Source organism: Algoriphagus ornithinivorans (genome assembly GCF_900115305.1).
Lineage (GTDB): Bacteria > Bacteroidota > Bacteroidia > Cytophagales > Cyclobacteriaceae > Algoriphagus > Algoriphagus ornithinivorans.
In genome coordinates this window covers 238,760-245,956 of sequence record NZ_FOVW01000008.1, presented here as the reverse complement: position 1 = coordinate 245,956, position 7,197 = coordinate 238,760, and the positions used below count along the sequence as shown (strand labels likewise).

Here is a 7,197-nt window from a genome sequence, read left to right as displayed (position 1 = left end):
CATCTTTTCTAAGTAGTCAATCATGATCTGTTTCTGTCCAACGGTTCGTTCGAGCTCCTTGACCTTTTCTTCGAGTTCCTTTAGCCGATGTGTCTGGCTGTCTTTCATCTCAACGATTCTGATATTTTTTTCATTGTAAGTGGAATACTTGTAAATCCAACGATAAATAAGAGCATTACAAACTCCGTAATGCTTTTGCATTTGAGGAACAGACATGACTCCTTTTTCGAAGTCGTCTACTAATTTACGTTTAAATTCTTCAGAAAATTTACGATGTGAATTGATCCTTTTTCCCGTTTTTAGCATCTTCATTCTGATTTAAAAACGGTCAACCTATTTCAGGGAATGACAAGAGTAAAGAATTCAATTGGAGATGTATTCCAATAACAAATAACTCAATAACAAATAACTCAATAACAAATAACTCAATAACTTAATGACCAATAATCCATCAAACTTTCCCTTTAACGTCACGTGAAAACTGCTTCATTGAAGTAATTATAGTCATAAGCCATATCCAGTTTTAGGGATGGGACTCTGGACGTATTTATTAATCTGGAAAGGGCGGCAATCGATAATTTTAATATTAGAAAAGAATAAACAATAAAAAAGCCGACTGTTAGCCGGCTATCTTTAATTTTTATCAAACATTGACATGCCTTTCAGCATGATAGGAAGATCTTACTAATGGTCCTGATTCAACATATTTCAAACCTCTTCTAAGGCCTTCTTCATGATAATGGTCGAAAAGATCAGGATGAATGAATTCAGCTACCTCAATGTGCATTTTGGTTGGCTGTAAATACTGTCCCAGAGTTAGGATGTCGCAACCGTGTGCTACTAGATCATCCATAGCCTTATAAACCTCCTCTTTAGTCTCTCCAAGCCCTAGCATGATACCTGTCTTGGTTCTTTTGCCGTACTCCTTGGTAAGCTTTATTTGTTCCAGGGATCTATTGTATTTCGCCTGAGGTCTTACTCTTCTATACAAAGACTCAACAGTTTCCATATTATGAGATACCACTTCTTGTCCCGCACTGATCATTCTATACAAGGCATCCCAGTTAGATTTTACATCTGGAATCAATGTCTCAATGGTGGTCTCTGGTGAAAGTTCTTTTGTTTTTACAACTGTCTGATACCAAATCTCAGCTCCACGATCTTTCAATTCATCTCTATTTACAGAAGTAAGAACGGCATGTTTTACTCCCATTAACCTAATTGCTTCAGCAACTCTTCTTGGCTCGTCTTCATCATATTCAGGCGGCCTTCCTGTGGCTACTGCACAAAATGAACAGGATCTAGTACATACATTTCCAAGAATCATGAAAGTAGCAGTACCAGCACCCCAGCATTCACCCATATTTGGACAGTTACCGCTTTCGCAAATGGTATGAAGTTTATGCTCATCTACTAGTTTTCTGACTTTTGCATATTCTTTACCGATAGGAAGCTTAACCCGAAGCCAATCAGGCTTTTTTCTTTTGGTAGCTTCTTCGGATATCACTGGCAATTCAATCATAGTCGATTTATTTGAAGGCAAAATTACAGGTAATCAATTCAAAACCCAATTTTACCTACTTTCTGAAACCATAATAAAATGTGAAGTAGGCAGACTGAAATATTTGCCTGTTTTCAGAAGTCGGTATTAATGGGATTTCTCTGGTAAAACCCTCCAACATATATCCAAGTTCCACTCCTGTCACATTACTTCTAAACACCCCAAATTCAAAGTTTAATGCAGCTTTGAAATTACCTCCAATTGCTAATTCCGATTCACCGATTCCCTCAAAAAGCCTACCCGTTCCGAGTATGTTAAATCTACTTTGATGAACCTCGGGATTATATTGCTCTCTTACTGTCTCAAGTCTATTCACTGCATATTCTATATAATATGGGGCAATCAAACCAATTGATGGGCCTACAGCTGCAAGTGCAGAAACCTGAACACCTTGATTTGGTGCCTTTTTGAAAAGTATTATTTCCCGCCCGTATTGAGGCCGAATTGAGTATAGATAATTCGATTTTCCGAATATGTAGCTATTGCCAAGAACTGTATTATAGCGTACTTCTTTTGGGCTTTTAACATTGGAAAGTTCTACAGAAAGAAAAGAAAACTGCTGATCGTCTATTCGGGTACCGACCTTAAAGACTAAACCTCCAATTAATCCTCCGTTGGTGTTTTTATTTAAACCAAAAAGGAATTCCCTGTCATATTCATAGTTTCCAGCATCTTCCCGCTGTGCCAGAGCACTGCTAGCCAAGAAGGCAAACCAAATAAAAAAGAGGATTTTAAAATTGCTCATTGACTGTGGGTAGGAAATATTAAATTATTTTTGAACTCAAGTATTTAACTGAAAATTAAAAGTAAGAGTTTATGCCCACGATAAAAAGTTCATATTTAGGAAATTTGAGAACCTCTTCAACGCATTTACAATCAGGTAAGAACATACTTACAGATGCTCCCGTTGATAATAATGGAAAAGGCGAAGCTTTTTCTCCTACAGATTTAGTGGCTTCGGCTCTAGGCTCCTGTATGGTTACAATCATGGGTATAGTTGCAGAAAATAATGGTCACAAATTAGATGGTTTGGATTGGGAGGTTACAAAAGTAATGCAATCCAATCCCCGAAAAATAGCTGAAATTATAGTTGATTTTCAATGGGAAGATCCAATCAGCGATCCGGTATTGATTCAAAAACTGAAAAATGCAGCCAAAACTTGCCCAGTAGCATTAAGCTTAGATTCAGAAATTAAACAAACCATCAATTTTAATTTCTAAAGTCTCCTTTTTAAATAATATAAACCCAAAACCTATGTGCTATCTCTTTGAAAATTTTAAAGGATGGAAAGACTATTGTTTAGATAAAAACATCAGTCTAGAAGAATCTGTCATTGAATATGAATGTGAGGAAAAAGGAGCTAACAAAGAAGAAATATTAGCTGGTTTGTTAAAAGCCTATTCGGTCATGAAAGATGCTGTAAAGACCGGGCTTGAAAAAGATATGAAATCCAACAGTGGGATGATAGATAATGGGGCTAAGAAAGTTTTTAATCACCCATTGACAGTTTTATCTCCTGAGTTTCAAAAACTCATTTCCAGAGCATTGGCAGCCAAGGAAGTCAATAGCTGTATGGGAAGAGTTGTTGCAGCTCCTACAGCTGGAGCCTCCGGAATTTTACCTGGAACTATGGTGACTTTACAGGAAATCCATTCCCTTTCAGATGAACAAATAGTAAAAGGACTCCTTGTAGGTGCAGGAATCGCATTGATTATTGAACAAAGAGCAAGTTTGGCAGGAGCTGTAGGAGGATGTCAGGCTGAAACTGGTTCAGCTGCCGCTATGGCCTCTGGAGCAATTGTTTATTGTCTTGGAGGAAGTATAGACCAAGTTTTTACGGCTGTTGCAGTGACTATCCAATGTATGTTGGGTTTGGTATGTGACCCTGTTGCAGGCCTGGTAGAAGTTCCTTGTGTGGTTCGAAATGCCAGTGCTGCAAGTATAGCTTTCAGTTCAGCTCAAATAGCTTTGGCAAACGTAAATGCAGTAATTCCAGTTGATGAATGCGTTGAGGCGATGGGGGAAATAGGAGCCTCGATGGAAAGCAAATACAAGGAAACGGCTATGGGAGGATTAGCGGCAACACTTACGGGTCAAGAGATATCGAAAAGAGTATTGATTCAGGATATTGAAATCCTACCAGATGAAGAATTACCCGAGTAAATTTTGAAAAAATGGAATTGAAAGAATTCTATCTATAGTTAGGCTAAAAAAAGTAGCCCAAAGGATAGATGACCACAGCATATGGAAATAAATTGTCCTTTTACGAGTCCCAAAAGAAACTAAAATCAAAGTCCCACCCGCTGGAGTCAGGATTAATGGGGTAGCCAATGCTATCCCTATTTCCCCATATTTTTTCCAAAGCCTTACAATTGCTCTATTTTTTTTAGAAAAAACAGGCTTACCCTTATAAAACCTCAAAGCTAGATAGGACCTGAATTTTTCACCAAGCATGGTGAACAAAAATACACTAGACATCATTCCTGCTACAGTGACTAAGATAGTTAACCCAATACTGTAACCTGCTGCAGAACCTAAAACTGGCCCTGCTATAAATTTAAAGTAGCTAAGGAAATAAATTCCTAAAAATGTAATTACAGTTTCACTCATAACAGGAAAAACATGTAAAGACAATAGCTTCCAAATAGAATAGAACCTTCAATTTTTGAAACTTGCATTTTTGTTTTCATTAAAGGAAATAATAGAAGCGTAATACCTATCATCCAAAGAAAATCTACATCCAGGAAATCCTCAGAAACTCCAATAGGCTGTATGATTGCTGTAATTCCAATGATAGATAAAATATTCATGATATTACTTCCAAGAATATTACCCAAGGCTAAATCAGTACGTTTAGAAAGAGCTGCCATTATTGAGGTGATCAGTTCCGGTAAGCTTGTTCCAATAGCAATAATTGAAACCCCAATTACTCTTTCTGAAACTCCGAATTCTCTGGATATTTTAACTGCATTTTCAACCAGAAGTTCTGACCCAAAATAAAGCCCAATAATTCCTGCTGAAAAAAGAGCTATCGAAATTAGCCAACTGTAACCTTTCACCTGTTCTATTTCTGCTTCTACCTCCTTATCATCAGCAATTCCTCCTTTGGAACTTTTAAATAGATAAAAGTTGAATAGAATAAAAACACTAAATAGAAGTATTCCTTCCCAAAGGCCAATTAATCCGTTTAATCCTAGAATGAAAAATAAAATAGTAACCAAAACAGTAACCAAATAATCAAATCGAAGGTGTGACCTTTTGATCATAATGGGATAAAATATCCCGCTTAAACCTAGTACTAAGCCTATATTTGCAATATTTGACCCTACTACATTTCCTATGGAAATATCGCTGTTTCCTTTTAAGGCAGCATTAACACTTACTAGTAACTCAGGCGCAGAGGTACCAAAGGCTACGATCGTTAGTCCAATCAATCCACTACTCATTCCCAATTTAACGGCAATCGCTGAAGCTCCGTCAACCAAAAATTTTCCGCCTACCAATAATATAATTAGACCTAGAGCTAGTAATAAATATGCAATCATTATTTAAAGTTTAGGACCAAATGCCAAATCTCCCGCGTCTCCAAGCCCAGGAACTATATAAGATTGAGCATTTAATTTTTCATCAACCACACCAATCCAAAATTGGTGTGGGATTTTCAGGTGATTTTGTAAGTATTGAATACCTTCTGGAGCAGCAAATGCAGCAGCAATATGGATTTTAGATGGTGTTCCGTGTTCTAATAATTTTTCAATGGATGCAAGAAATGATTTTCCTGTTGCAAGCATTGGATCTGCCAAGATGACGATTTTTCCATCCAAAGAAGGACTAGCGTGGTAGCCCAAGTTTATCTGGATTTCATCACTTGTATTTTCTTTCCTAAAAGCTCCAATAAATCCACTTTCAGATTGATCAAATACGCTCAAAAATCCATTATAAAAGGGAAGAGATGCCCTTAAGACAGCTATCAAGACAGGTTGCGACGAAGGCAATAAAGTGTTAGAGCTTGCGAGTGGACTTGTTATTTCTTTCTCTTCGTATGGAAAGGATTTTGAAATCTCATATGCCAAAATGCTTCCAAGTCTTTTTAAATTCTCTCTGAATCTCATTCTATCTTGCTGGACTCGGATATCTCGCATTTCTGCTATGAATTGATTAGCTATAGATGGTTGATTTGCTAAGATGAACATGAAGCTAATTTAATAGAAAAAACCCGGCTGATGGAGGCCGGGTTTTCAGATTTTTATTTCGTTCAAATTATTTTATTTCAAAACTTGTTCTTCTTGCCATTTGTCGAGCATTTTCTGAATTCTTATCTACACTTGTATCTTCGCCATATCCTTTAAAGGTCAATCTTGCCGCATCTATTCCTGATTTAATTAATAAGTCATGAACTGCTTGGGCTCTTTTTTCAGAAAGTTTCAAATTGTAATTTTCAGGCCCAATTTCATCAGCATATCCTCTAACCTCTAATTTTAAACCTGGGTTTCTTTTCAAGAAGTTAGAAACAAATTGTATAGAGGAAATGGAAAATGCTAGTGGTTTTGAAGAGTCAAATGCGAAATAGACATTGACGTAGTTGTCTTGAATTGCTTTTTTCAAGTAGTCTTCTTGGTTTATTATTTCCTCTACTGGACATCCTGAAGTTGCAGCGGGTCCAGGTAAGAAAGGGCATTTATCCAAATGATCAGCGAGGCCGTCTCCATCAGAATCTAAGGTTACCCCATCAGTTCCTACCCTAGCATCAGCAGGTGTATTAGGTTCTTTATCTAAATAATCCGGGATTCCGTCTCCATCAGAATCTTTCAACATGTCCTTGATACTTGATATTTGACTTGCAAGTTCATCTTTTGTTAAATAAGGATCAGGTTTTATATACCAATCAGCATGTTGCTCTTTGGAACCTAAATAGAAGTTTAGACCTAATGTTCCTACCCACCATACACCAGTTGCATGTCCCCTAGGGTTTTCAGGAACCGTCACTGGAAGTGAAGTATTGTACTGTGATCCATCAAAAGTAAAATCTTGTCTTGAATTATAATTCATTTCAATTTTTCCACTTAGCGCTATGTTTTGCGAGAATTTAAATAGTCCTGTAATTCCAGTTTTAATAACTTGGCTATATTCAGGAACTATTGGTAGTGGACTTGTAATATATTTGATACGGGTAACGCCAGTTCCAAAATGCCCGAGAAATCCAAATTTTCTTGTGAAGGATTCAAAATTCCAAATCCGTCCTAGATTAGCAACTCCAACAAGGCCAAGATTCATGTAGTTAGTTTTGAAATCAGGGCTTTTTCCTTCCCAATTGGAAAAACTACCTGCTTCAAATATGCCCTTTATGCCAAACTTTTCATTGATCATATACCTTGCTCCTACATCAAAGTGGCCAACATTTAAAGTTGGAGTAAGATAGGGAGGGGCTAAGGGAGACATCGCTTTATTGAATCCGATATTAGTTTCAATACTCCATTGGTTGAATTCTTTTTGGGCGTATCCTATTGAAATTAGACCCATGTAAACCAAGATTAGAATTACTTTTTTCATGGTTATGTGAGGATTTTTTTAAGGGTGTGTCTCAAAGATATTGAAATTTTCAGGTTCAATAGGCTTAAATAGTGCAAAAAAAAAC

General features: G+C 36.9%; 9 protein-coding genes. 2 read left to right on the top strand and 7 right to left on the bottom strand.

Annotation, left to right across the window (positions count from 1 at the left end):
* From BM073_RS14200 to BM073_RS14190, 3 genes are all read right to left on the bottom strand, one after another.
* Positions 1–312, bottom strand: a 312-nt coding sequence (locus tag BM073_RS14200; protein WP_245756428.1) for a transposase, incomplete at its 3' end; no start/stop codon positions are given.
* 331 nt (positions 313–643) lie between these two features.
* The gene (gene lipA, locus BM073_RS14195) at positions 644–1,522 is read right to left on the bottom strand and encodes a lipoyl synthase (RefSeq protein ID WP_091654981.1); all 879 of its coding nucleotides are present in this window, start codon (positions 1,520–1,522) and stop codon (positions 644–646) included.
* 55 nt (positions 1,523–1,577) lie between these two features.
* On the bottom strand, positions 1,578–2,306 hold the full coding sequence (locus BM073_RS14190) for a hypothetical protein (protein WP_091654980.1): 729 nt from the start codon (positions 2,304–2,306) through the stop codon (positions 1,578–1,580).
* Between the two features lie 71 nt (positions 2,307–2,377).
* Here BM073_RS14190 and BM073_RS14185 point away from each other — a divergent pair, with 71 nt between their 5' ends.
* Positions 2,378–2,782: an OsmC family protein gene (locus BM073_RS14185; protein ID WP_091654979.1), complete on the top strand. Its 405-nt coding sequence runs from the start codon at positions 2,378–2,380 to the stop codon at positions 2,780–2,782.
* Positions 2,783–2,816: 34 nt separating this feature from the next.
* The gene (gene sdaAA, locus BM073_RS14180; RefSeq protein ID WP_091654978.1) at positions 2,817–3,725 is read left to right on the top strand and encodes an L-serine ammonia-lyase, iron-sulfur-dependent, subunit alpha; all 909 of its coding nucleotides are present in this window, start codon (positions 2,817–2,819) and stop codon (positions 3,723–3,725) included.
* Here the strand turns inward: sdaAA and BM073_RS14175 are convergent.
* The 4 genes from BM073_RS14175 to BM073_RS14160 all read right to left on the bottom strand — a co-directional run bounded on the left by BM073_RS14175 (position 3,714) and on the right by BM073_RS14160 (position 7,112).
* The gene (locus BM073_RS14175; RefSeq protein WP_091654977.1) at positions 3,714–4,172 is read right to left on the bottom strand and encodes a hypothetical protein; all 459 of its coding nucleotides are present in this window, start codon (positions 4,170–4,172) and stop codon (positions 3,714–3,716) included. The genes sdaAA and BM073_RS14175 overlap by 12 nt on opposite strands.
* A complete protein-coding gene (locus BM073_RS14170; RefSeq protein WP_091654976.1) occupies positions 4,169–5,107 on the bottom strand; it encodes a calcium/sodium antiporter in 939 nt (312 codons plus the stop codon). Before BM073_RS14170 ends, BM073_RS14175 begins: the two co-directional genes overlap by 4 nt.
* A 3-nt stretch (positions 5,108–5,110) precedes the next feature.
* On the bottom strand, positions 5,111–5,755 hold the full coding sequence (upp, locus tag BM073_RS14165; RefSeq protein WP_091654975.1) for a uracil phosphoribosyltransferase: 645 nt from the start codon (positions 5,753–5,755) through the stop codon (positions 5,111–5,113).
* A 67-nt stretch (positions 5,756–5,822) separates the two neighbouring features.
* Positions 5,823–7,112, bottom strand: coding sequence for an OmpA family protein (locus BM073_RS14160; protein ID WP_091654974.1), 1,290 nt, complete (start codon positions 7,110–7,112; stop codon positions 5,823–5,825).
* Positions 7,113–7,197: the final 85 nt, after the last annotated feature.